22 protein-coding genes are annotated in these 24,164 nt (G+C 72.3%); 15 read left to right on the top strand and 7 right to left on the bottom strand.

Features of this window, described 5'->3' with window-relative positions:
* The first annotated feature begins 102 nt into the window (after window positions 1-102).
* From IE182_RS01240 to IE182_RS01230, 3 genes are all read left to right on the top strand, one after another.
* Window positions 103-975, top strand: coding sequence for an undecaprenyl-diphosphate phosphatase (locus IE182_RS01240; RefSeq protein WP_190107693.1), 873 nt, complete (start codon window positions 103-105; stop codon window positions 973-975).
* A 157-nt stretch (window positions 976-1,132) separates the two neighbouring features.
* The gene (locus IE182_RS01235) at window positions 1,133-1,750 is read left to right on the top strand and encodes a TetR/AcrR family transcriptional regulator (protein WP_190107692.1); all 618 of its coding nucleotides are present in this window, start codon (window positions 1,133-1,135) and stop codon (window positions 1,748-1,750) included.
* 165 nt (window positions 1,751-1,915) lie between these two features.
* Window positions 1,916-3,256, top strand: coding sequence for an FAD-dependent oxidoreductase (locus tag IE182_RS01230; RefSeq protein WP_190107691.1), 1,341 nt, complete (start codon window positions 1,916-1,918; stop codon window positions 3,254-3,256).
* A gap of 54 nt (window positions 3,257-3,310) precedes the next feature.
* Here IE182_RS01230 and IE182_RS01225 read toward each other — a convergent pair whose 3' ends face one another.
* Window positions 3,311-3,682, bottom strand: coding sequence for an ArsR/SmtB family transcription factor (locus tag IE182_RS01225; protein ID WP_190107690.1), 372 nt, complete (start codon window positions 3,680-3,682; stop codon window positions 3,311-3,313).
* A 222-nt stretch (window positions 3,683-3,904) separates the two neighbouring features.
* Here IE182_RS01225 and IE182_RS01220 point away from each other — a divergent pair, with 222 nt between their 5' ends.
* The 4 genes from IE182_RS01220 to IE182_RS01205 all read left to right on the top strand — a co-directional run bounded on the left by IE182_RS01220 (window position 3,905) and on the right by IE182_RS01205 (window position 7,955).
* Entirely contained in the window at window positions 3,905-4,999 is a 1,095-nt protein-coding gene (locus IE182_RS01220; RefSeq protein WP_190107689.1) for an NADH:flavin oxidoreductase/NADH oxidase, read from the top strand.
* Between the two features lie 113 nt (window positions 5,000-5,112).
* Complete coding sequence (locus tag IE182_RS01215) at window positions 5,113-5,787, top strand: uracil-DNA glycosylase (RefSeq protein WP_373303490.1); 675 nt, start codon at window positions 5,113-5,115, stop codon at window positions 5,785-5,787.
* A gap of 115 nt (window positions 5,788-5,902) precedes the next feature.
* Window positions 5,903-6,904 carry an N-acetylglucosamine kinase gene (locus IE182_RS01210; RefSeq protein ID WP_229844494.1) on the top strand — a complete coding sequence of 334 codons (1,002 nt, stop codon included), beginning with the start codon at window positions 5,903-5,905 and terminating at the stop codon, window positions 6,902-6,904.
* Window positions 6,905-7,010: 106 nt separating this feature from the next.
* Window positions 7,011-7,955: a sirohydrochlorin chelatase family protein gene (locus IE182_RS01205; protein WP_190107688.1), complete on the top strand. Its 945-nt coding sequence runs from the start codon at window positions 7,011-7,013 to the stop codon at window positions 7,953-7,955.
* Between the two features lie 172 nt (window positions 7,956-8,127).
* Here IE182_RS01205 and IE182_RS01200 read toward each other — a convergent pair whose 3' ends face one another.
* Both IE182_RS01200 and IE182_RS01195 read right to left on the bottom strand, forming a co-directional pair.
* Window positions 8,128-9,189, bottom strand: coding sequence for a lactonase family protein (locus tag IE182_RS01200; protein WP_190107687.1), 1,062 nt, complete (start codon window positions 9,187-9,189; stop codon window positions 8,128-8,130).
* Between the two features lie 158 nt (window positions 9,190-9,347).
* A complete protein-coding gene (locus tag IE182_RS01195; RefSeq protein ID WP_190107686.1) occupies window positions 9,348-10,844 on the bottom strand; it encodes an FUSC family protein in 1,497 nt (498 codons plus the stop codon).
* A 257-nt stretch (window positions 10,845-11,101) separates the two neighbouring features.
* Here IE182_RS01195 and IE182_RS01190 point away from each other — a divergent pair, with 257 nt between their 5' ends.
* Window positions 11,102-11,584 (top strand): Lrp/AsnC family transcriptional regulator, encoded by a 483-nt coding sequence (locus IE182_RS01190; RefSeq protein ID WP_190107685.1) that lies wholly within the window; start codon window positions 11,102-11,104, stop codon window positions 11,582-11,584.
* A gap of 64 nt (window positions 11,585-11,648) precedes the next feature.
* Here the strand turns inward: IE182_RS01190 and IE182_RS01185 are convergent, their stop codons facing one another.
* Window positions 11,649-12,071 (bottom strand): secondary thiamine-phosphate synthase enzyme YjbQ, encoded by a 423-nt coding sequence (locus IE182_RS01185; protein ID WP_190107684.1) that lies wholly within the window; start codon window positions 12,069-12,071, stop codon window positions 11,649-11,651.
* Between the two features lie 237 nt (window positions 12,072-12,308).
* On the opposite strand from IE182_RS01185, the gene IE182_RS01180 reads away from it, so the two are divergent.
* From IE182_RS01180 to IE182_RS01165, 4 genes are all read left to right on the top strand, one after another.
* Window positions 12,309-13,088: a thioesterase II family protein gene (locus tag IE182_RS01180; RefSeq protein WP_190107683.1), complete on the top strand. Its 780-nt coding sequence runs from the start codon at window positions 12,309-12,311 to the stop codon at window positions 13,086-13,088.
* Between the two features lie 163 nt (window positions 13,089-13,251).
* The gene (locus tag IE182_RS01175; protein ID WP_190107936.1) at window positions 13,252-14,016 is read left to right on the top strand and encodes a (Fe-S)-binding protein; all 765 of its coding nucleotides are present in this window, start codon (window positions 13,252-13,254) and stop codon (window positions 14,014-14,016) included.
* Entirely contained in the window at window positions 14,013-15,482 is a 1,470-nt protein-coding gene (locus tag IE182_RS01170) for a lactate utilization protein B (RefSeq protein WP_190107682.1), read from the top strand. The genes IE182_RS01175 and IE182_RS01170 overlap by 4 nt, the downstream gene beginning before the upstream one ends.
* Complete coding sequence (locus IE182_RS01165; RefSeq protein WP_190107681.1) at window positions 15,479-16,180, top strand: LutC/YkgG family protein; 702 nt, start codon at window positions 15,479-15,481, stop codon at window positions 16,178-16,180. Before IE182_RS01170 ends, IE182_RS01165 begins: the two co-directional genes overlap by 4 nt.
* Here IE182_RS01165 and IE182_RS01160 read toward each other — a convergent pair.
* Complete coding sequence (locus tag IE182_RS01160) at window positions 16,177-17,454, bottom strand: amidase (RefSeq protein WP_190107680.1); 1,278 nt, start codon at window positions 17,452-17,454, stop codon at window positions 16,177-16,179. The two genes, IE182_RS01165 and IE182_RS01160, sit on opposite strands and share 4 nt — an antisense overlap.
* A gap of 81 nt (window positions 17,455-17,535) precedes the next feature.
* Here IE182_RS01160 and IE182_RS01155 point away from each other — a divergent pair, with 81 nt between their 5' ends.
* Window positions 17,536-18,693, top strand: a complete 1,158-nt coding sequence (locus IE182_RS01155; protein WP_190107679.1) for a CaiB/BaiF CoA transferase family protein — start codon at window positions 17,536-17,538, stop codon at window positions 18,691-18,693.
* 175 nt (window positions 18,694-18,868) lie between these two features.
* Window positions 18,869-20,038 (top strand): SGNH/GDSL hydrolase family protein, encoded by a 1,170-nt coding sequence (locus IE182_RS01150; protein WP_190107678.1) that lies wholly within the window; start codon window positions 18,869-18,871, stop codon window positions 20,036-20,038.
* 58 nt (window positions 20,039-20,096) lie between these two features.
* Here the strand turns inward: IE182_RS01150 and IE182_RS01145 are convergent, their stop codons facing one another.
* Window positions 20,097-21,893 (bottom strand): ABC transporter ATP-binding protein, encoded by a 1,797-nt coding sequence (locus tag IE182_RS01145; RefSeq protein ID WP_190107677.1) that lies wholly within the window; start codon window positions 21,891-21,893, stop codon window positions 20,097-20,099.
* A 138-nt stretch (window positions 21,894-22,031) separates the two neighbouring features.
* Here IE182_RS01145 and IE182_RS01140 point away from each other — a divergent pair, with 138 nt between their 5' ends.
* Window positions 22,032-22,475: a MarR family winged helix-turn-helix transcriptional regulator gene (locus IE182_RS01140; RefSeq protein ID WP_190107676.1), complete on the top strand. Its 444-nt coding sequence runs from the start codon at window positions 22,032-22,034 to the stop codon at window positions 22,473-22,475.
* 37 nt (window positions 22,476-22,512) lie between these two features.
* Here the strand turns inward: IE182_RS01140 and IE182_RS01135 are convergent, their stop codons facing one another.
* The gene (locus tag IE182_RS01135) at window positions 22,513-24,126 is read right to left on the bottom strand and encodes a peptide-N4-asparagine amidase (RefSeq protein ID WP_190107675.1); all 1,614 of its coding nucleotides are present in this window, start codon (window positions 24,124-24,126) and stop codon (window positions 22,513-22,515) included.
* Between the last annotated feature and the right edge of the window lie 38 nt (window positions 24,127-24,164).

Raw genomic sequence — 24,164 nt, 5'->3', positions numbered from 1 at the left:
GCACGGCCGCACACCGCGTCATGATCTGCCTGACCACACGCATGTCACCGCCCGGACGGGATGCCGGCCGGCCGACACCATGACTTGGATGGCGCAGACTTCATGAGCTGGTTCGAATCCTTCGTGCTGGGTCTCGTCCAGGGGCTGACGGAGTTCCTCCCGGTCTCCTCCAGCGCGCACCTGCGGCTGACCGCCGCCTTCGCCGACTGGCAGGACCCCGGCGCGGCGTTCACCGCGATCACGCAGATCGGCACCGAGGCCGCCGTCCTCATCTACTTCCGCAAGGACATCGCACGCATCGTCGGCGCATGGTTCAGGTCGCTGTGGGACCGGCGGATACGCGGGGACCACGACGCCACGATGGGCTGGCTGGTGATCGTCGGCTCGATCCCGATCGGCGTGCTCGGCCTGGCGCTCAAGGACGCGATCGAGGGCCCGTTCCGCGATCTGCGGCTGATCGCGACGACCTTGGTGGTCATGGGCGTCGTCCTCGGCATCGCCGACCGTCTGGCGGCGCGCGACGAGACGGGCGGCCGGCACCGCGCGGCCGCGCAGCGCAAGGACCTCACGCGCCTCGACACGAAGGACGGGCTGGTCTTCGGCATGTGCCAGGCCATGGCGCTGATCCCCGGCGTCTCGCGGTCGGGCGCGACCATCAGCGGGGGGCTGCTGATCGGCTACACCCGTGAGGCGGCGGCCCGTTACTCCTTCCTGCTGGCCGTCCCGGCCGTCCTCGCTTCCGGCCTCTTCGAGCTCAAGGACGCGGGAAAGGGGCACACGGCGTGGCCGCAGACGGCCTTCGCCACCGTCATCGCCTTCGTCGTCGGATACGCCGTCATCGCATGGTTCATGCGCTTCATTTCCAGCAAGAGCTTCATGCCGTTCGTGATCTACCGCATCCTGCTGGGCCTGCTGCTCCTCGCCCTGGTCGGGGCGGGCGTCCTCGCCCCGCACGCGGGTGAACTCGCGGGCTGAGCAGAGCGGTTCACGAAAAAGTCCGCCGATGTCGGACGGTCCCCCGCGCCGCCCGACATCGGCGGACATACCGGCACAGTGCCCCGCGCAGGGCAGGACAACCGGTCACCCCCTGAGTATATTGGCTCGCAGCCAGTCAACGCAGGAGATTAATCGCATGTCACCGCGCAGCGCGGCGGCCAACGAGGAGTTGCGCCGCCGTTCCCGCGAGCGGCTGTTGCAGGCGACCGTCGAGCTGGTGGACGAGCGCGGCTACGAGGCGACGACGCTGGCGGACATCGCGGACCGGGCCGGTGCGGCGCGCGGTCTGGTCTCGTACTACTTCCCCGGCAAGCGGCAGTTGCTGCAGGCCGCGGTGCACCGGCTGATGCACGTGGAGCTGGCGTCCCGGCTGGAGCGCGAGCCGCGCACGCGGGACGGACGGGAGCTGCTGGCCCGTGGGATCGACGCGATCCTGGGGCTCGCGCACCGACGGCCCCGGCTCATGCGCACCCACATGGCCGGAATCCTGACCGCGGAGGGGTTCATCCAGTGCCCTGAGCAGCAGCGTCTGGCAGCCCTGCTGCGCGGGACGGTGGCGTCCTACGGCTCCGCCGACCCCGAGGGCGACTACCGGCTGCTGCGGGCCCAGTTGATGGGCGCGGTCGTGGCGATCCTGCTGCCGGGGGCGCCGATGCCGGCCGAGCGGCTGCGGGCGGAGCTGTTCCAGCGCTACGGGCTCGCATGGGAGCTCGGCTTCCCGCCCGGCGACGAGCCCCCGCCGCCCGGCCTGTAGGCCGTCCGCCCCGACGGGAGGCCGCCGCCCGGTCTTCGGGCCGCCCTCCGCCCTCCGTCCTCCGTCCGCCATCCGCCATCCGCCGTTTGCGCGCAATCGGACGCCGCACCTCCCGGAACCCGCTTCCCGGTGGGATCCTGGACGCACTCGCGGAAGGAGCCCCCCGTGCTTCGAGTCGCAGTCGTCGGATCCGGGCCCAGCGGCGTCTACACCGCACAGGCCCTGGTGCAGCAGCAGGCCGTCCCCGGTATGCGGGTGGACGTGCTGGACCGGCTGCCGTGCCCGTACGGGCTGGTGCGCTACGGGGTGGCGCCGGACCACGAGAAGATCAAGTCGCTGCAGAACAACCTCCGCGAGGCCCTGGAGCACCCGGACGTGACCTTCCTCGGCAACGTCCGGGTGGGCGAAGGGCTTCACCCGAAGCGGTTGCTGGACCTCTACCACGCCGTCGTCTACTGCGTGGGCGCGGCGGCCGACCGGCGCCTGGGCGTCCCGGGCGAGGACCTTCCGGGCAGCTTCTCGGCCACCGAGTTCGTCTCCTGGTACAGCGCTCACCCGGATGCGGCGCCGGGCGGCTTCGTCCTGGGGGCGCGGTCCGCCGTCGTCATCGGGGTGGGCAACGTGGCGGTCGACGTGGCCCGGGTCCTGGCGCGCGGCGCGGAGGAGCTGCGGCCCACCGACGTGCCCGACGCGGCGCTGGCGGCCCTGGCGGCCAGCCGGGTGACGGACATCCACATGGTGGGCCGGCGCGGTCCGGCGCAGGCCAAGTTCACCACGAAGGAGCTGCGCGAGCTGGGGGCGCTGCCGGACGCCCGGGCGCTCGTACGGCGGGAGGAGGCGGCCCTGGACCCGGCGTGGGCGGACCCCTCGGGCCTGCCCGGGGCCGTCCGGCGCAATGTGGAGGTGCTGCAGGGCTGGGCCGCGCAGCCCCCGCGCGCGGGCGGGCGGCGGATCCGGCTGCGGTTCTTCCTGCGGCCCGTCGCGCTGCTCGGCGACGACGCCGTACGGGCGGTGCGGTTCGAACGGACCGTGCCGGACGGGCACGGCGGCGTGCGGGGCACGGGGCAGTTCGAGGAGATCGAGGCACAGCTGGTGCTACGGTCGGTGGGGTACCGGGGCGTGCCGATCGCGGGGCTTCCGTTCGACGCGGAGCGCGGGACGGTCCCCAACGATCGGGGACGGGTGCTGCGCGAGGGCGTTCCCTCCCCGGGCGAGTACGTCGCGGGCTGGATCAAGCGCGGGCCGACCGGGGTGATCGGCACCAATCGTTCGTGCGCCAAGGAGACGGTGGCCTCCCTGCTCGCCGACGCCGACGCCCTGGCGGCACGGCGGCTGCCGCCGGACCCGCTGGCGGCACTGCGCAGCGCGGGGCAGGAGCCGGTGCAGTGGCCGGGCTGGCTGGGGATCGAGGCGGCGGAGGCCGCGCTCGGGCGGCGGCTGGGCCGGGGGACGGTGAAGATCCCCGACTGGAACGGGCTGCTCACGGCGGCCCGCCGCACCGGCTGACGCCCGCCGCGACGGCCGCCGCCCCTCGGTCCTCGCGGGGCCGGCCCCTGCCGCTCAGCCTTCGGCGGCCTGGTCCCTGCCGTCGCCGATGCGGGCGCTCTGGGAGGCGTAGGCGGTGAGGACGCTGTCGAGCAGGCCGGGGAAGAGCGCGTCGAGGTCGTCGCGGCGCAGCGAGTTCATCTTGGCCGTCCCCCGGTAGATCTGGTTGATCACGCCGTTCTCGCGGAGCACCCGGAAGTGGTGCGTGAGGGTGGATTTACTGACGGGGAGGTCGAAGACCGAGCAGGACTGCGCCGCTTCCGCCTCGGCGGCCAGGGCGCGCACGATCAACAGCCGCATGGGGTCGGAGAAGGCGTGCAGCACGCCTTCGAGGCGGATCTCCTCGCGCGCGGGGTGATCGAGGGCGCGGCTCGTCCGCGTCGTCATGACGGCTCCTTCGTCGGCTTCGTCGTCGGCTCGGGCTTCGTCGAAAGCCGGGGAGTGCTTCGGGGCACCCATGGTACGAGGATCCTCGTAGTTCGACACCCTTCATAGTTTGACACCTTTCATAGTTCGATGCCCTTCGTAGTTTGACAGGTGTCGTAGTACGAGGGTTATCGTATGAGCAGGACGAAGCCGAGCGCGCCCGATCCCGAAACGGAGCCTGTCGTGAGCCACCTGTTCCAGCCGTACACCCTGCGGTCACTCACCCTGCCCAACCGCGTCTGGATGGCGCCGATGTGCCAGTACTCGGCCGAGGTGTTCGGGCCGAACGCGGGGGTGGCCAACGACTGGCACTTCGCGCACTACACCGCCCGGGCCGCCGGCGGCACCGGCCTGATCCTGGTCGAGGCGAGCGCCGTCAGCCCCGAGGGCCGGATCAGCCCGGCCGACCTGGGCATCTGGAACGACACCCAGGCCGAGGCGCTGCGCGGCATCACCACGTTCCTCAAGGAGCAGGGCACGGTGCCCGGCATCCAGATCGCGCACGCCGGCCGCAAGGCGGCCACCGACCGGCCCTGGCGCGGCGGCGAGCCGGTCGGTCCGGAGGAGGGCTGGCAGCCGGTCGGCCCGAGCCCGCTGCCCTTCAAGGACGGCCACCCCGTCCCCCGCGAGCTGACGGCCGAACAGATCAAGGAGACAGTCGCCCAGTTCGGCGCCGCCGCGCGCCGCGCACGCCAGGCCGGCTTCGAGGTCGTCGAGGTCCACGGCGCCCACGGCTACCTCATCCACGAGTTCCTCTCGCCCCACAGCAACCACCGCACCGACGAGTACGGCGGCTCGTTCGAGAACCGCATCCGCCTCGCACTGGAGGTCGTGGACGCCGTCCGCGCCCAGTGGCCCGAGGAGCTGCCGGTGCTCTTCCGCGTCTCGGCCACCGACTGGCTGACGGAGAACACCGAGGACGACCGCGAGGGCTGGACCGGCGACGACACCGTACGTCTCGCGCGGGAGCTGAAGGCCCACGGCGTCGACCTCCTCGACGTCTCCAGCGGCGGCATGGCACCCGGGGCCCGCATCCCCGTGGGGCCGGGCTACCAGGTCCCGTTCGCCCAGCGGGTCAAGGACGAGGCCGGCCTGCCGGTGGCCGCGGTGGGCCTGATCACCGAGCCCGGGCAGGCCGAGAAGATCGTGGCGAACGGCGAGGCGGACGCGGTCCTGCTCGGCCGCGAGCTGCTGCGCGACCCCTACTGGGCCCGCCGCGCCGCGCACGCGCTCGGCGCCGAGGCGCGCACCCCGGACCAGTACGGCTGGGCCGTCTGACACGGCGGGACCGCAAGGGGCGGTGGGGCCCGGGCCGGCCACGGGCCCTGCCCGTCCGGGGCCTCACCGGCGCGTTCGTACGGGCACGGGCTGAGCCAGTAGAGTGACGCTCCGTGGCTAGACCCTTGAACGAGATCGTCGAACCGGGCTGGGCCAAGGCGCTGGAGCCGGTGGCCGGGCGGATCGCCGCGATGGGCGACTTCCTGCGCGCCGAGATCGCCGCGGGCCGTACGTACCTGCCCTCGGGCGCGAACGTCCTGCGGGCGTTCCAGCAACCGTTCGACGACGTAAGAGTGCTGATCGTCGGTCAGGACCCCTACCCCACCCCCGGGCACGCGGTGGGCCTGAGCTTCTCCGTGGCGCCCGAGGTGCGCCCGCTGCCGGGGAGCCTGGAGAACATATACCGGGAGCTGCACACCGACCTCGGGCTGCCCCGGCCCTCCAACGGCGACCTGACGCCGTGGACCCGGCAGGGCGTGCTCCTGCTCAACAGGGCGCTGACCACGGCCCCCCGCAAGCCCGCCGCACACCGCGGCAAGGGGTGGGAGGAGGTCACCGAGCAGGCGATCCGTGCGCTGGTCGAACGCGGCAAGCCGATGGTCGCCGTGCTGTGGGGGCGGGACGCCCGGAATGTGCGCCCGCTGCTGGGCGGCATCCCGTGCGTGGAGTCCGCCCACCCCTCGCCCATGTCGGCGGACCGCGGCTTCTTCGGCTCGCGGCCGTTCAGCCGGGCCAACGACCTGCTGGCGCGGCAGGGTTCGGCGCCGGTGGACTGGCAGCTCCCCTGACGCGGGGCACGGGCCGGCGGTAAGGTCGCGCCATGTCGCTTCGCATGAGCACGGCCGCGGCCCCCGCCGGCCGGTGCGCCTGCCGCGTCGGCCCGGTCGATGCCCGCGGGGCCGGGTGACGGACGCCGTGGGCTCCCTGTCCGGACGGATACTGGCGGTCGACTCGGGCGGCTCGGGCCTGAGGATCGCCCTGGGCCGCGCCGACGGAGTGGGCGAGGCCCTGGCGTGGTCCTCGCCCGTGCCGGTCGGTACCGGCGGCAGGGGCATCGACGCGCACGGTCTCCTCGACCGCGTACTGCCCGCCGCCCACGAGCTGCTGCGCAAGAGCGGGTCGCAACGGTGCGAGGCCGTCTGCGTGGGCGCCTCCGGCATGGCCACCCTCGGCGACGACCTGCGCGCCGTCCTGCCCGACGCACTCCGCGAGGAACTCGGGGCACGCCGGCTCGCGCTGGCCTCCGACGCGGTGACGGCCTACGCGGGCGCCCTCGGGCAGCGGCCGGGCGTGGTCGTCGCCGCCGGCACGGGCCTGGTCGCGCTCGGCACGGACCTGACGCCGGAGGGCGGCTGGCGGCGCGCGGACGGCTGGGGGCACCTGCTGGGCGACTGCGGCAGCGGCGCCTGGATCGGACGGGCGGGGCTCGACGCGGCGTTGCGCGCGTACGACGGGCGCTCCGGCGGCTCCCTTGCGCTGCTGGCCCGTCTGGAAGCCGTGTTCGGCCCGGCGCCGCAGCTGCCGGGCAAGCTCTACCCGCGCCCCGACCGGCCCGCCGTCCTGGCCTCCTTCGCCCCCGAGGTCGGCCGGTGCGCCGACGACGACCCGGTCGCGGCGGGCATCCTGCGGACGGCGGCCCGGCACATCGCCGAGGCCGCTGCGGCGGCATGCCCGCCGCCGCAGGCACACCGGGCCCGCGAGGCGGCACTGACCGGCGGGGTGCTCCGGATGGGCAAGCCCCTGCTCGAACCGTTGCACAAGGAATTGCAGAAGCAACTTCCCGGGGTGCGGGCCGTCCCCGCGGCGGGTGATCCGCTGGCAGGAGCGCTGCACGTCGCAGCCGCTCTGGCGACCGACAGCCTGACACTTCCGGCCGACGAGACACTGCTCCGCGTCGTTTGCTGATCACTTCCGTCCTCCCCGGAGGAACCCCTGAATAAATCCGGACAGACCTTGATCAGATACCCCCACCCGAACGTACGAGTCCTATGAACGGCTAACATGCGGCGCCATGAGCTCCCCCACTGGGCCCGCACACGGCCTGCCTGTACGAATGCCGCGTCCCCGCCAGCCCGGACGACACCGGCGGCCGGAGCCGGCGGCCGCTCCGGCGGGTGCGCCCCCGCTGGTGCTCGCCGTACCCGGGACGCCCGGCGTCGCCGCGCGGCGCCTCGCCGAGGAGTCCCTGAGCATCGCCCGCTCCGAGCTCCCCGGCCTGGACGCCCACGTCGGCTACGTGGACGCCGACGGGGACACCGAGGACTTCCCCGCCCTGGACGCCGTCCTCGCCCGCATCGCCTCCCGGCGCGCCGCGCGCGCGAGCGAAGCGCGTGACCCGGAGAGCGGCGAGACCGCGACCGACGCCTGGGCCCAGGCGCCCGACGCCGTCGTGGTGCCGCTGCTGGCCGGTCCCGACAGCGCCGTGCTCCGGCGGATACGCCAGTCCCTCATGAACAGCGGCTCCGCCAGCGAGCTCACCGACACGCTCGGCCCGCACCCGCTGCTCGCCGAGGCGCTGCACGTCCGGCTCTCCGAGGCCGGCCTGGCCCGCGCCGACCGCGCCCGACTGTTCACGGTTGCAACGGCCGCCGACGGCATCGTCCTGGCGACGGTGGGCGGCGAGGAGGCCGTGCAGGCCGCCGGCATCACCGGCATGCTGCTCTCCGCCCGCCTCGCGGTGCCCGTGCTGGCCGCCGCGCTGGACGAGGAGGGCGCCGTCGCCCGTGCCGCCGACCAGCTGCGCGGCTCCGGCTCCCGGAGCCTGGCGCTCGCCCCGTGCCTCATCGGCCCCGAGGTCGACGAGACGCTGACCGCCATGGCCGCGAAGGAGGCCGGCTGCGCGGCCGCCGAGCCGCTGGGCGACTACCCCGCAATCGGCAAGCTCGCCCTGGCCAAGTACGCCGCCGCACTCGGCATCGCCGTCCAGCCGGCACCGCAGGGCGCGTCGGTCCGCTGACGCGCCGTCGCACACCGCACGAGAGGGGCTTCCGCCACCGGAGGCCCCTCCGGCGTTTCCCGGGGCGCACGGCCGTTTCCGGGGCCGGACGACCGGCCGGAAGGACCCCGCAGGGCGTGCGCCGGCTGCACGTGGGAGGTGGGCTGCCACCGGTCGCAGCCTCGCGCCGGCCTCAGGCGAAGACCACGCAGGACGCCGCCGGCACGGCGACAGAGCCGCTGCGTGCCGGTATGCCCGTGCCGGGGTCGACGGTGAACCAGGTGACGTCTCCCGACCGCTCGTTGGCGGCGTAGAGCAGACGGCCGTCCGGGTGGGCGGACAGGTCCCGGGGCCAGTGGCCGCCGCAGCCGACGGTGCCGCGCAGGTCGAGGCCGTCGCCCGTGGCGTCGAGGGCCAGTGTGGCGATGCCGTCGTGGCCGCGGACGGCCGCCCACAGGAAGCGGCCGTCGGCGGAGACGACGGGCGCCGACGGATACGTCACGCCTTCCACTCCGACGGGCAGGACACGGGTCGTGCCGACCGGCTCCAGGAGCCCCTGCGCCGCGTCCCACCGGCACGCGGTGACGGTCGGCTCCAGCTCGTTGAGGACGTAGACCCGGTCACCGCTCGGATGGAACACGAGGTGCCGGGGGCCGCTGCCGGGTCGTAGCCGCGTCTCGCGGTGCGGTCGGGGGACGCCGGTGAGCGGGTCGAGCGCGGAGCTCCACACCGAGTCGGTGCCCAGGTCGGCGGCGAGCACCCAGCGCCCGGACGGGTCGGGCACGACGGAATGGGCGTGCGGCCCGGCCTGGCGCTCCGTCACCGGCCCGCTGCCGCGGTGCGCAAGCACCGTCGTCGGCGCGCCCAGCCCTCCCCCGGTGCGCACCGGGAGCGCGCTGACGCTGCCGGAGCCGTAGTTGGCGGTGAGCAGCCAGGAGCCGACGGCGGCCAGGTGCGTGGGGCCGTCACCGCGCACGGCGACCGGCACGCCGAGCGGCTCCGGACGCGCGGGGTCGGCCAGCGAGAAGGCGGCGGCCGCGCCCTCGTCGCTCTCGCTCACCGCGTAGAGCACGTCACCGCCCGGCGACAGGGTGAGGTACGAGGGGTTCGCGACGACGTCCGTGACGTACACGGGTGTCAGCGCGCCCGTATCGCCGTCGACCCGTGCGACCGTGATCCCCCGGCCGCCCGCCTCGGTGAACGATCCGATGTAGGCGTGCCGCCCCCGCTGCCCGCCCCGTCCCCTGTGCGCCATGACCGCCACCCCTCCCCCACCGGAACACTATGTGCGGATGACGCTACAGGGAGGCACTGACAACGGTGCGTGAGGCCCTGGCCCCGGACAGCCATGCCCGGCGCCCGTGGCGGACACCAGGACGATGGGCGCGGTCCCTGGCCCGCCCTTCGGCGGTCTCAGACCTTCGCGAAGACGCCGCGCGGCTCGTCCTGCAGGGGCCTGGCCAGCGAGGCGAGCGCCGCCTCCAGGTCGTGCAGGTGGGCGAGGGCGCGCTCCGCGCCCGGGTGGTGGTGCGGGCCGGCTGCGAGGTCGCCGGCGACCGGGGGCTCCTCCGAGGCCGCAAGGGCCAGCAGCGCGCTCTCGACCCGCCGGCAGGCGGCGGTCAGCCGCGCATCGTGCGAGGCGTCGGGGTCGGCCGCCACCTCGGCCAGGCCGCGGGCCTGCCGGGCGCAGTCGTCGAGGTGTGCCATGACCTGCCGCGCCCGCTCCTTGCGGGCCCGCAGCGGGCTGAGCGGGTGGAGCAGGGGCGCCACCGACACGCGGACCTTGCCGAGGAGCAGTTCGAGCTCGGCGACGTGCGGGGCGGGGTCGGCGCCGTCGTCGCCCGCCAGCCGCCGGGCGGACTCGGCCGTGCAGCGCCGCACGCACAGCAGGGCGCGCTGGATCCAGGCGTCGGTGGCGGCGTGCGTGGTGACGGGCAGGACGAGGGCGACGGCCAGGGCCGCACCGGCGGCGCCCACCAGGGTCTGCTCGAAGCGCAGTGCCAGCAGGCCGGGGTGGAGCACCCCGAGGAGCCCGTAGAGGAAGCCGGCCATGACGGTCACGAAGAACATCATCCAGCTGTACGAGGGCGCGGCCGTGTAGAAGATGCCGAAGACGCAGACGGCGACGAGGGCGGCGGTGGGGGCGGGCGCGCCGTGCAGGGGCACGGCGACGAGCAGCCCGACGGCGATGCCGGCCATCGTGCCGATGACGCGCCGGAAGCCACGGACCAGGGTCTCGCCGCGCGAGGCGGTGTTGACGAAGATCCACCAGGCGGTGCCGACGGCCCAGTACCAGCGTTCGTCGGAGACGATCTGGCCGACGCCGAGGGCGACGGCACAGGCGAAGGTGGCCTGGAATGCCTGCCGGGTGGTGGGACGGGCCAGGCCGCGCGCGGCCGCCGGGGCCGGCCCGGCGGGCGGCGGGGTGCGGCGTTCGATGCACCACAGCCCGAAGCGGACGAGGCCGGAGGCGACGAGGGCCATGGCGACGGCCGCGTACAGCCCGGGCAGCTGGGCGGGGACGGCGTGCAGGAACTGCGCCGCGAAGAACTGCATGAAGCCGAAGATGCCCAGCGCCTGCCCGCGCGCGCCCCAGCGGCGCGCGTACACGCCGCAGAAGACCACGGCGAGGAACGCCGCGTCGCGCACCAGCGGCGTACTGTGCAGCGCCGTGGCCAGCGCCAGGACGGGGAAGCCGACGACCGGGAGCAGGGCGGTGGTGACCGCCTGACGCCGTACGGTCGGGTCACCGACGGTGAAGAGGGCCAGGAGCGCCGCCAGACCGCCCAGGATGACGGCGGGCAGCGGCAGGCCGGCCAGCTCGGCGACCGTGACCGCCGCACCCACGCCGAGCACGGCGCGCGCGCCGGTACGGAGCCGGTACCGGCCCGGATCCGGAGCCACGAACATCCTCTTCAGAGCGGCCGCCCCTTTCTTGCCCGCGCGCGCATCCCCGCACGCCGGAGGCGCGCAGGGATGCGCATGCAGAGGAAAGGCGCTGCGGGGGTCCGGATGCGGCTTCCTTGCCGTCCGGCGCAGCCCAGCGCAACGCCATTGATGCAAAGAGGAAAACATCTGGAGCTCAATGGCTCAAGACCGCTCTGTTCGGGTGAGCCATTGGTACAGTGCCAGGCCCGGAACACCGACCAGAAGGGAGCCGATGGCCCATGGCTGTGGACGCGCTGGACGCCAGGATCCTGCGGTTGCTGTTGGAGCAGCCGCGGACGAGCGTGCGGGAGTACGCACGGCTGCTGGGCATCGCCCGTGGCACCCTCCAGGCCCGTCTCGACCGGCTGGAGCGGGACGGCGTGATCACCGGCACGGGGCCGCGGCTGTCCGCCGCCGCGCTGGGCCATCCGGTGCTGGCCTTCGTTCACATAGAGGTCACCCAGGGCCGGCTGGACACGGTCGCCAACGCCCTGGCCGACGTGCCGGAGATCATCGAGGCGTTCTCGATCACCGGGGGCGGCGATCTGATGACGCGCGTCGTCGCCCGGGACGCGGCGCACCTGGAGGACGTGATCCAGCTGCTCGTCCAGCTGCCGGGCGTGGTGCGCACCCGCACGGAGATGGTGCTGCGCGAGCGGGTGCCGTACCGGATGATGCCGCTGGTGGAGGAAGTGGGGCGGGCGGCGCAGCGGGGCACCTGAGGAAGTGGGCGGGCCCGGTGACCGGACCCAGCCCGTGCGCCGCCGGCCGCCGCCCCTCCGGCTCTCACCCGAGGAAGGACAACCGCACCTTCCGGTCGGGGTTGTCCACGTTGGTGTCGACGAGAACGACGGACTGCCACGTTCCCAGTTCCAGCCGGCCGCCGATGACCGGCAGGGTGGCGTGCGGCGGGATCAGGGCGGGGAGCACGTGGTCGCGGCCGTGGCCGGGGCTGCCGTGGCGGTGCCGCCAGCGGTCGTCGGCCGGCAGCAGGTCGTGCAGGGCGGCGAGGAGGTCGTCGTCGCTCCCCGAGCCGGTCTCGATCACCGCCAGGCCGGCTGTGGCGTGGGGGGTGAAAACATTGAGCAGTCCGTCGCGCCCGTGGGCGGCGCCGCGCAGGAACTCCGCGCAGGCGTCGGTGAGGTCGTGCACGGTCTCGCGGGAACCGGTCCTCACGTCGATGACGCGCGTGGTGAAAGTGTCAGCCATGCTCCACCGCATACCCGTCGGACGAGGGCGGCGGCAAGGCGACGGGCCGGGAAGTGGCCCAAGGAGTTCCCCGGCCCGCATCCTCAGGGCCCGCAGGGGACCGGCCCTCGCGCGTGGTCCTCGAACTCTCGTGGTCTTCCAACTCGTGGTCTTCGAACTCTAGGGAATTGCGCGTTCCCTGTGCGATGCACTGGTGTCCCCAGAACGTGCCCCCTCGTGCTGAAAGGACCGAAGCTCATGACCATCACGGGCCATTCCACCGACAACTCCGCGGCCCTGTGGCTCCGGCGCTACCACCCGGCCACCGACAGCGGCGTACGGCTCGTCTGCTTCCCCCACGCCGGAGGGTCGGCCAGCTTCTTCCACCCCGTGTCGGCCACGTTCTCCGCCCGCGCCGACGTGATCGCCCTGCAGTACCCGGGACGGCAGGACCGTCGCCGCGAGCCGTGTGTCACCGACCTCGGCACGCTGGCCGACCACGTCACGGAGCAGCTGCTGGCGCTGGACGACAAGCCCACGGTGTTCTTCGGGCACAGCATGGGCGCGGTGCTGGCCTTCGAAACGGCCTGGCGGCTGGAGCAGAAGGGCGTCAACGCGCCCCGTGCCGTCATCGCCTCGGGCCGCCGGGCCCCGTCCTCGACCCGTCCCGAGACGGTGCACCAGCGCGACGACGACGGCATCATCGCCGAGCTTCGGCTGCTCAACGGCACGGACCCGGGCGTACTCGGCGACGACGAGATCCTCAGGATGGCGCTGCCCGCCATCCGCGGCGACTACCGGGCCGTCGAGACCTACCGCTGCGAGCCGGAGGACCGCGCGCTGCAGTGCCCCGTCACCGTCCTGACCGGCGCCGCCGACCCGCGCACGACGCTCGACGAAGCGGCGGCCTGGGAGCGGCACACCCACGGCGCGTTCCGGCTGGAGGTGTTCCCCGGCGGACACTTCTTCCTCGCCGGCCAGCAGGCGGCGGTCAACGCCGAGATCTCGCGGGAACTCGAAAAGGCCAGGACCAGCTGAGGCATACGCCGCTGGTCGCCGTCCGCCCTGGCGGCTGGACTCCACGAAGATCGTTGGGGCTGGAATCGTGGGGCTGGACATGTCCGTGTCCTTCACAGTCGCCTCCCGGTGCGGCAGGATGAAGCGGCAGATGATCATCGGCCGCGAGGGGATGTCAGACGTCATGCGCGTAGGGCTGTTCGTGACGTGCGTCAACGACACGCTCTATCCCCGCACCGGCCGAGCGGTCGTCTCGCTGCTGGAACGGCTGGGTGTGGAGGTCGACTTCCCGGCGGCACAGAGCTGCTGCGGCCAGCCCCTGTCCAACACCGGCTACCGGCACCGCGCCGAGGCACTGATGCTCCGGTACGCCGCTGCCTTCCAGGGCCACGAGTACGTCGTCACTCCGTCGGCTTCGTGTGCCGCCATGGTCCGCGAGGGCTACCCCAGGATCGCTGCCCGCGCGGCCGTCGAAGGCCGGTCGCGCGCGGAAGTGGAGCGCCTGTCCAAGGCGGCGGCGAGGGTCGTGACCCGGACGTACGAGCTGACCGAGTTCCTGGTGGACGTCCTGGGAGTGACCGACGTCGGCGCGTACTTCCCGCACACCGTGACCTACCACCCCACGTGTCACGGGCTGCGCATGCTGGGGCTCGGTGACCGCCCACGGCGCCTGTTGGAGCACGTCAGGGGTCTGGAGTTGCGGGAACTGGCAGGGGCGGAGGAATGCTGCGGCTTCGGGGGCACCTTCGCCGTCAAGAACCCCGCCGTCTCCGCCGCGATGGGCGCCGACAAGACGCGGGCCATCAGGAAGACCGGTGCGCGAGCGGTCTGCGCGGTCGACAACTCCTGTCTGATGCACATCGGCGGCACCCTCAGCCGCGAAGGATCCGGTGTGCGTCCGGTACACATCGCGGAGATCCTGGCCGGCACCGAGGGAAGGGTCCTGTGAGCCGAACGTACGTGGGCATGCCCGCCTTTCCCCGTGCCGCCGCCGTCTCGGCCGGCGACACCACGCTGCGCGCCAATCTGCGGACCGCGACGCACACCATCCGTGCCAAGCGGGCCGAGGCCGTCGCCGAGCTGGACGACTGGGACCGGCTGCGGGCCGCCGGAGCCGCGGTCAAGGACCGGACGCTGCGGCACCTCGACCACTACCTGCTGCAGTTGGAGGAGAACGTCACCCGCGCCGGCGGCACGGTCCACTGGGCGGCGGACGCGGCGGAGGCGAACCGCATCGTCACCGGGCTCGTCCAGGCCACCGGGGAGAGCGAGGTCGTCAAGGTCAAGTCCATGGTGACCCAGGAGATCGGGCTCAACGACGCGCTGGAGCGTGCGGGCATCCGTGCGTACGAGACCGACCTCGCCGAACTGATCGTGCAGCTGGGCGACGACCTCCCGTCCCACATCCTGGTCCCGGCCATCCACCGCGGCCGCAGCGAGATCCGCGACATCTTCCGCGAGCACATGGCCGACTGGGGCCGCCCCGCCCCGGAGGGACTCACCGACCGCCCGGCCGATCTCGCCGAGGCGGCACGACTCCACCTCCGCGAGAAGTTCCTGCGGGCCAAGGTCGCCGTCTCCGGCGCCAACTTCATGGTCGCCGAGACGGGCACACTGGTGGTCGTCGAGTCCGAGGGCAACGGCCGGATGTGCCTCACCTTGCCGGACACGTTGATTTCCGTGGTCGGCATCGAGAAGACCGTGCCGACCTGGCGTGATCTGGAAATCTACCTTCAACTGCTTCCCCGTTCCTCGACTGCCGAACGCATGAACCCGTACACATCGACGTGGACCGGGACCACCGCCGACGACGGCCCCCGCGCCTTCCATCTGGTGCTGCTGGACAACGGCCGCACCGACACGCTCGCCGATCAGGTCGGCCGCCAGGCACTGCGCTGCATCCGCTGCTCGGCCTGTCTCAACGTCTGTCCCGTCTACGAGCGCGCCGGCGGCCACGCCTACGGCTCCCCCTATCCGGGACCCATCGGCGCGATCCTCACCCCCCAACTACGGGGCCTCACCTCTCCCCTCGAAGAATCCCTGCCGTTCGCCTCCTCCTTGTGCGGTGCCTGCTACGAGGTGTGTCCCGTCGCCATCGACATCCCGGACGTACTGGTCCACCTGCGCGAGCGGGTGGTGCAGGGCGGCGAAACGACGATCCGCGGCACCCGTACCGTCATCAAGCCGGCGAAGGGCCACACCATGGAGCGCGCCATGATGCGCACCACCGGTTGGGTACTCGACCATCCCGCCGCCCTGCGCCGCGGACAGCGGCTGGCCGCCCGCGCCCGTCGCGCACTGCCCCGGCGGCTGCCGGGCCCCGGCCGTGCCTGGTCGGACACCCGTGACCTGCCCGAGGTCCCACCGGAGTCGTTCCGGGACTGGTGGGAGCGGACCCGCGGCGGTGACGCATGACCGCCGCCCACGGCGCCGGCCCCGGCCCCGGCAGCCGGACGTCGCATCCCTCCAGGGAGCGGATCCTGGGCCGGATCCGGCGGGCGCTGGCCGACGTGCCGTCGTACGAGCGCCCGGCCGACCACCCCGTTCCGCGCGACTACCTGCGCACGCACGGCAGCCGGACCCCTGCCGAGTCCGTCGACCTGCTCGCCGACAACCTGAGCGACTACCGGGCCACCGTCCACCGGACGGACACGGCGGGGTTGCCCGCTCTGCTCGCCGAGCTGCTCGCCCGGCGCGGTACTCGCAGCGTCGCCGTCCCACCGGGCCTGCCGGGCGGCTGGCTGACGGATGCCGCGGTCGAGCCGGTCGTCGACTCCCCGTCTCTGTCGGCTGGTGCGCTGGATGCCGTGGACAGTGTGGTCACCGGTTGTGCGCTGGCGATCGCCGAGACGGGCACGGTCATTCTGGACGGCGGTCCGGACCAGGGCCGCCGCCGCATCACGCTCGTACCCGACCACCATGTGTGCGTGGTGCGGGTCGCGGACCAGGTGGTGGACTCCGTACCGCAGGCCCTGGAGCGGCTGTCGCCGGCCCGGCCCCTGACCTGGATCTCTGGTCCGTCGGCCACCAGCGACATCGAGCTGGACCGGGTCGAGGGAGTACACGGGCCACGCACCCTGGAAGTCGTCCTCCTCGTCGAGGACGACCGCTAGCAGGATCCGCCGCCGCCCCGGCCGGAACGCGCTATCGCCTCGACCCAGCCCGCCATGGCGAGCAATTCCTCGTCGGCACACGGCGCCGCAACCAACTGGAGCCCGAGCGGCAGCCCGTTCGGAGCGGAGCCCGCCGGAACGCTCACGGCGGGCATGCCGGCGAAGCTCCACGGCAGACACATGATGGCGTTCCCCGTGCTGCCCAGTCCGCGTGGGGCCGGGCCGGTCGCGGCGGGGGTGAGCCAGGCGTCGACGGCCGCGTCCACCATGGCGGCCCGGACGCGCTCCCGGAATACCTCCCGGGCCCGCAGCGCACCGTCGTACGCCTCCTTGTCGATCTTCTGGCCCGCTCTGATCGCACGTACGGTCTCGTCGCGGTACAGCTCGCCGTAGCGCGGGAACCAGGTGGCGTGGGCCTGGGCGAGTTCGAAGCGGTTGATGAGGAACTGCTGGGCTACGACGTCCTCGAAGTCGCCCGGGAACGGGATCCTTCGCACCGTACAGCCTCGGTCCGCCAGCTGCCGCGCGTGATCGTCGAAGGCACTGCGGGCGTCAGGATCGGCCCGATCGAGATACGGCCCGTCCGGAAGGCCCAGCACCGGCCCTCCCACGGCGGGTACCACCGGCCGCCAGTGGTCGCACAGGGCTTGCGCCGCCGGGATCACACCGGCCACGTGCGCAGCGAAGAGTCCGACGGTGTCGAACGTCGGAGCGTTGGCGATCACTCCCTGCGTGGGGATGCGGCCGTACGTCGGCTTGAACCCCACCACCCCGCAGTAGGCCGCGGGGCGGAGCATGGAGCCGATCGTCTGTGTGCCGACCGCCAGCGGGACCATGCCCGCGGCGACGGCCGCGGCCGATCCGCTGCTCGAACCTCCCGGCGTGTGCTCAAGGTCGTGCGGGTTGCGCGTGGGAGCCGGCGCGCTGACCGCGAACTCCGCTGTGGCCGTCTTACCCGCCACCAGCGCGCCCGCGCGTCGCAGCCGGTCCACCAAGGGTGCCTGCCGTCCCGCCAGCGCCTCCGGCGGAAGCGCCGATCCGGCGCGTGTGGGCAGCCCGTCGACGTGAATGATGTCCTTGACGCCCACGGGGACGCCGAAGAGCGCCGGCCGGTCCGCCGGGTCGGGCCATCTCCGCAGGAGGGCAGCCCCCTCCCTCCGTAGCCGTTCCCGCCGCCCGGGCTCGCTCACGAACGCGTGCACCTTCGCGTCGGACTTCTCGATGCGGTCGCACATGCCGTCGGTGTCCATCACGTCCCCTCCCGCGTTTCCCATGAACGCCAGGCTACGAGCGGCGGTTTCGGCATGCTGCGGACTGTCCACAGCCCCGGTCATATGATCAGCCTGCTGGGGGGAATGGGAGGAGCTGAGTTGGAACTGCCACTGAGCGGCATCACCGTCGTCGCCCTCGAACAAGCCGTCGCCGCCCCCTTCGCCACCCGCCAGCTGGCCGACCTCGGCGCGCGGGTCATCAAGGTCGAACGCCCGGGGCACGGCGACTTCGCCCGGGACTACGACCGCAGTGTGAAGGGGCTCTCGGCGTACTTCGTCTGGGTCAACCGGGGCAAGGAGAGCGTGGTCCTCGACCTCAAGGACGGATCCGACCGCTCACTGCTCGACCGCATCCTCGCCGGTGCCGACGTGTTCGTCCAGAACCTCGGCCCCGGCGCGGCCGCGCGGCTGGGCCTGGCCGCCGACGGCCTGCGCGCCCGTCACCCGCGCCTGATCACCTGCGACGTCTCCGGCTATGGACCGGACGGCCCGTACCGGGACCAGAAGGTATACGACCTGCTGGTGCAGTGCGAGGCCGGGCTCGTGTCGATCACGGGCAGCCCCGACTCGCCGGCCCGGCCGGGCATTTCCATCGCCGACATCGCCGGCGGCATGTACACCTACACAGGCATCCTCACGGCCCTGTACGAGCGCGAACGCACCGGCGAGGGCTCGGCCCTGTCCGTCTCGCTCTTCGACGCCTTGGCGGAGTGGATGGGCCACCCCTACTTCACCCAGGCGTACGGAGGCTCCCCGGTCTCCCGCAGCGGCGCTCGCCATCCGTCCATCTCGCCTTACGGGCACTACCGCTGCGGGGACGGCGCACGGGTGTTCCTGAGCGTGCAGAACGATCGCGAGTGGGTCAACCTGTGCGAACTCGTACTCAGGAACCCCGGTTTGGTTCGCGATCCGCGCTTCGCCGACAATCCGCTGCGGCACGCCCATGACGAAGAACTGACGGCCGTCATGGAAGAGTGCTTTGCCTCCCACACAGCGGACGGGGTCCTCGCGTTGCTCGACGGCGCGGGAATCGCGCATGCCCGGCTGCGGACGGTGGCCGAGTTCGCCGATCACCCGCAATTGGCCGCGCGGGAGCGCTGGCGTGATTTCGGGTCGCCGGCCGGTCCGCTGCGCGGCCTGCTCCCTCCGGTTGAGGTGGCCGGCCGTGAGGCCGCCATGGGAGCCGTACCCGCGCTCGGCGAGCACACCGAGGCGATCCGTGCGGAGTTCGGGACCTCCTGACCGTCCACATGCCGCACAAGCCTGACCGTACAGAAAATCCTGACCATCGCGAGGGTGACCCTGTCAGTGGTACGCACGTGTTGCGTACGCAGCACGGAGGTCTGGGTGACGGGTGCGCCCGGCGGCAGGCTCTTCCTGACAGCGCACCACAGATCAGGAAGGGCCGGGTGGCAACATGTACGGGGCACAGCAGTGGTCGGCGGGATGGTCGGCGCCGGTGCAGCGACCGAGCAGCGGTTTCGAGGAGAACTGGTCCGAGGCCGGGTTCGACCGGCAGTCCGTGCGACAGGTCGTGCGGGTGACGACGAGTGGTACGCGAGCCCGCGTGCGGCTCTCGAATCGCTTCGGCAAGAAGCCGCTCACGGTCAGCGCCGCCAGCGCGGGGCTGACGGACGGGGGTGCCGCACTCCGCCCGGGCACACTGCGGGAGTTGACGTTCGACGGGGCGCCTTCCGTGGTCATACCGGCGGGTGGCCAGGTCACCAGCGATGGCGTGGAGCTCCGAGTGGAGCGGTTCGACTCCTTCACCGTCACGCTGTACTTCGCCGGGCCGACCGGACCGTCGACGTTCCACGCGCAGGCGTACACGGACAGCCACCTCGCCGACGGCGATCGCACGGCCGACGCCGGCAGTGAAGCCTTCACAGAGCGGACGCACTCCTGGTACTACCTCTCCGACGTCGAGCTGGCGGGTGACGAGGAAGCACAGCATGAGTCGGTGGTCGCCTTCGGCGACTCCATCACCGACGGCTTCGGCTCCACCGTGGGCGCCGACCGGCGTTACCCGGACGCACTCGCCGGGCGGATCGCCGCCGAGGGCCTCCCGTGGGCAGTGATCAACGCGGGGATCGGCGGGAATCTCATGCTCCACGACTCCCTCTGGTACGGCGACGCGGCCGTGTCACGGTTCGAACGCGACGTGCTCGACAAGCCCGGCGTCCGTTCGGTGATCCTCTTCGCCGGTCTCAACGACATCGGGTTCAGCGAGGTCGACCTTCCGACGTACAAGCCCGCGCCCGACGTCCCGGTCACCGAACTGGTGGATGGCTATCGTGCGCTGATCGAGCGTGCGCATGAGCGGGGCGTCAGGGTCATCGGTGCGACCGTCCTGCCGTTCAAGGGAGCGGAGTACCACACTCCGCGCGCCGAGGCCAAGCGCGTCGCGCTCAACGACTGGATCCGCACCTCCGGCGCTTATGACGCAGTGGCCGACTTCGCCACGGCTCTGGCCTCCGCGGACGACCCGGAGCTGCTCGATGCGGCCTTCGACAGCGGCGACCACAAGCACCCCAACGACGCCGGGTACCGCGTCATGGCCGAGGCCGTCGACCTCAGCTCACTGTGACCGGCGCCGGGGGCGGGCCGAGCGGTCGTACCGCCCGGCCCGGCGCGAGCGCCGTAGCTCAGACCTTGGCCGTGAGGTGCGTGTCGCGCCGCACCAGCGAGGCGTAGCGCCCGTTGTCCGCGAGGAGTTCCTGATGCGTACCGCGCTCGGCGATGCAACCGCCGTCGAGGACGATGATCTGGTCGGCGTGGCGGACCGTGGAGAGCCGGTGGGCGATGGTGATGGTCGTCCGCCCGGCGGACAGCGCGTCGATGGCCTGCTGGACCGCGTGCTCGGTGTGGGTGTCCAGAGCGCTGGTCGCCTCGTCCAGGATGAGGACGGGCGGATCCCGCAGGATGGTCCGGGCTATCGCCAGGCGCTGCTTCTCACCGCCGGAGAAACGGTAGCCGCGCTCACCGACGAGGGTGTCGTAGCCGTCGGGCAACGACGCGATGTAGTCATGGATCTGAGCCGCTTCGGCCGCTTGCCGGATCTCTTCGTCCGTGGCGTCGGGTTTGGCGAAGCGGAGGTTGTCCGCGACGGAGGCGTGGAAGAGGTAGGTCTCCTGGGAGACGACGCCCACGGCACGGGCCAGGGTGTCGAAGTCGAGGTCGCGGACGTCGACGCCGTCGAGCAGGACCCTCCCGCCCGTGACGTCGTACAGCCGGGGCACGAGGTAGCTCAGGGTGCTCTTGCCGGATCCCGTGGGGCCGACGACGGCCAGGCTGCCGCCGGCGGGCAGGGCGATGTCGATGTCCTTGAGCGCCGTGCTGCTCTGGTCGTACGAGAAGCAGACGTCCTCGAAGCGGACTTCGCCCCGGATCTTCTCCAGCCGTACCGGGTCGGCGGGCTCGGTGATCTCCACGGGCAGGTCGAGGTATTCGAAGATCCGCTGGAAGAGCGCGAGGGAGGTCTGCATCTGCACGCCGGTGGAGAGCAGGCTGACGGTGGGCCGGAGCAGGCCCTGTTGGAGGGAGACGAAGGCCACGAGCGTGCCGAGGGTGATGTCCGGGCCGCCCGTCTTCAGGGCCAGGCCCGCCGCCCAGTAGATGAGTGCGGGCATGGCGGCCATGACGACGCCGATGGTGGACATGCGCCACCGCCCGGCCATGCTGGTCCGCACTTCGAGGTCGACGAGCCGCTCGGACTCACCGGCGAACGCCTTCGTCAGGGAGTCGGAGCGGCCCATGGTGCGGCCGAGCAAGATGCCGCTGACGGACAGTGATTCGGTGACCATGGCCGCCATGGCGGCCATCTGCGTCTGGCGCTTGGCTGTGATCTTCCTGCGCTCGTCGCCCACCCGGCGGCTGACCCACACGAACACCGGCAGCAGGAGGAGGGTCACGACGGTCAGCCGCCAGTCCAGGGCCACCATCGCGATGACCGTGGCGATGACGCTGGTGAGGTTGGACACCAGGGACGTCGCGGTCGAGGTCACCGTCGCCTGCATGCCGCCGATGTCGTTGGCGATGCGGGACTGGACCTCGCCCGTGCGGGTGCGGGTGAAGAAGGCGAGCGGCATGCTCTGCAGCCGGCCGTACACGGCGGTGCGCAGGTCGTGCATCACCCGCTGGCCGACGGTGGTGGAGATCAGGGTCTGCAGGACGCCGAAGACGCTGTTGACGACCGCGGCGGCGATCATGCCCAGGGCCAGCAGAGTGAGCAGGCCGGTGCGGCCGCGGGGGATCGCGACGTCGAGGACCTCGCGCAGCATGAAGGGTGAGGCGACCGTGACCAGGGACGAGGCGGCGACGAGCAGCCCCACGAGGGCGAGCCGGCCGCGGTAGGGGCGGAAGAGACGGAGGATGCGCCGCACCTGAACGGGCTGCTCCGGATCCCGGGGAGGTGGTGTCCAGTTCGGTTCGTCGTGAGGCATGAGCTCCTTCAGCGAGGTTCGGTTCGGCATGCGGGACGTACACAAGCATGAAGAACGCCGATAACACTGACGCTGAACAGAGCATAGCTCACTGTTACCTATACTCACAATGAAAAGGGTCCTGATAACATTGCGATCATGACGGCCCCCGACACCTCCGGCCAGCTCGCCGAACAGCTGCTGCGGCTGACCCGAAGGCTCCACCGCGCACAGAAGCGCTATCTGGATCCCGTCGGCATCACCCCCGCCCAGTCACGGCTGCTGCGTACCGTGGCGCACTACGAGACCCCGCCGCGCATGGCGGATCTGGCCCAGCACCTCGAAGTGGTGCCCCGGGCGGTCACGACGCTGGTCGACGCCCTGGAGGCCAACGGCGCGGTGCGCCGCGTGCCGGACCAGTCCAACCGCCGGGTCATCCGCATAGAGCTCACCGACGAGGGACGCTCGACGCTGCGTGCCCTGCGGGAGGCCCGCAGGGCGGCCGTGGAGGACATCCTCGCCCCGCTCAGCACCGAGCAGCGCGACGTCCTGGGCGGCCTGCTGAACGAGCTGCTGGCGGGCCCGGACCGCGGCGCGCTCTGAACGGCGCACGGCGGCCACGGACCCGCCGGACCGGCGGTCAGCAGCGCTGCCGGTCCTCCGTGAGCTCTCCCTGAGCGGTGGCCAGAGTCCGGTCGTAGCAGGTGCCGGGGCCGAAGAGGCGGTAGCGCTCGCTGGAGACGCCCGTGGCGTGGCGCTGGTCGCGCGGCACGTTCTGGTTGTACGCCGCGTCACCCGTATAGGTGTCGTCCAGACGTGACCAGTCGACGCGCTTGCCGCCGCGCAGGGTGACGCTGTCGGCGCGGTCTCCCATGGTCATGACCGTGCGCAGGCGGTTGCCCGAGCCGACCGACGTCTCACCGTCCATGGTGTAGACCCGGTGGTTGCCGGTGGTGGTCGCCGGTCCGCGGCCGGCGACGGTGACCGTCTCGTCGTCGGTCCAGCGGGCCTTGAGCGCGTCCGTCGACTCTCCCTCGGTCCAGCGGTGGGCGGAAGCGCCGGCCACCGTCCGGGTGACGGTCGTCGTGACCCGGCCGTGCGAGGTGTCGAGGTAGCCCGCAACCGTGAGGGAATGCCCGCCGTCGGACGTCAGCCGGTGCTCCTTGCCCGGCTCGTACGCGGTGGTGTTCGCGGGCTTGCCCGGCCGGTGGACGGTCACCGCGCCCGTGACCCGGTCGGCCTTCGCGTCCTGCCACACCAGGACGTTGGTGGGCACGCTCCAGCCGCTCTGCCCCGCGGGCACACCGGCGACCGAGATCGCGACCTTGTGGGGTTTGCCGTCGTTCAGCTGCCCGGCGAAAGGCGTGAGGTCGTACTCCACCGGCCGGACGTCGAAGGCGCGCGGGCCCGGAATCACGTACCAGAGGAAGGGATTGGACCACCCGCCGGTCCAGACGGTGGGAAACGGCGCAGCGATGCCGGCGAGCCGCCCGTCCACCGACACCTGCACCTCGCGGTAGGGACCGTCCTTGGCCTTGCAGGAGTACGGTGCCGCGTCCGGGACGGTGAGGTACCAGAACTCCTCACAACCACCGCCCGATCCGGTCGCATACACCTCGGCGACGATCCGCTCGCTGTTGCGCGGTGTGGTCAGCAGCCCCTCGTACACCGCGCCCTCGTGGTGCGCACCGTCCAGGGTGAGGACCTGGTCGGGCGTCCGGGCGGGCTCCGCCCGGCCCTCGGCCCTGTAGAACGTCAACGTCACCTTGACCTTGATCACGCCGGTGTACGTCTCGTTCACCGTGTTGCCGATGAGCATTTCGACGGGCTGCGTGGTGCGCAGGGTGGGGGAGTAACGGGTGACGTCCTTCTCGACGTTCCAGGTGATGCCCTCGGGCGAGGGCTCGGGTGTCGAGGTGCGCAGCACCTCGACACCGCCTATCTGCAGGTAGCCCAGCCGGTCGTACTGCCGTCCGGCCACGGCGCCTTCGAGTCGCAGGACGACCTTGTTCCAGCGGTCGCCGCAGCCCTTGGGCGGCAGGTAGGTGCCCTTGTAGGGCGTGTAGTCGCGGAACTCCGTTGCGGCGACGGTCACTTTGCACGAGGTGGTTCCGGGTGTGGCCACCGGCGGGGCGCCGGTGACGGGGTCGTGCCAGTCGGTCCCGAATTCGGGGGGCGCCGCGGCCACGGCGGGGCAGACGCCCAGCAACAGGCCGGCGATCGCGGCGCACAGTGCGAGAAACAGTCGTCTCATGGGGCAGGAGTGAAGCGCCTCGTCGAGCAGCACACCAG

It is taken from the genome of Streptomyces cinnamoneus, from assembly GCF_014650495.1.
Classification (GTDB): Bacteria; Actinomycetota; Actinomycetes; order Streptomycetales; family Streptomycetaceae; genus Streptomyces; species Streptomyces cinnamoneus.
This window is presented reverse-complemented; position numbering and strand designations above follow the sequence as displayed.